1 pseudogene is annotated in these 302 nt (G+C 35.3%); it reads left to right on the forward strand.

The window, feature by feature from the left end:
* Window positions 1–215: 215 nt before the first annotated feature.
* A pseudogene (locus RFX69_RS05355) lies at window positions 216–302 on the forward strand (endonuclease); the annotation flags it as partial.

Below are 302 nucleotides of genomic sequence, written 5' to 3' on the forward strand. Positions count from 1 at the left end.
AAAAGATGGAATTATAGAACCTGATTTTACTTTCGAAAAAATGAAGGAGACGCAGTGACCAGAATTTAATAAAGCACAAATAAAAACGGACCCCGTAGGGTCCTTGGCTCTACACCTAGATATAGAGACCTAGCAATCCAAGTATCTTCCNNATTTTATCGTCCTTAAAAAACAAAAAAGTGCACATCGAATGAAGCATATATGGAAGATATATCATGAATATTTTTACAACTGATGCATGGGACAATTTCCCAGACTCATTACATCCGCAGATTGTTGATGCATTCAATAAAAAACCTGAT

This window comes from Acinetobacter sp. 148, assembly GCF_031196675.1.
In the GTDB taxonomy this organism is placed as follows: Bacteria; Pseudomonadota; Gammaproteobacteria; order Pseudomonadales; family Moraxellaceae; genus Acinetobacter; species Acinetobacter baumannii.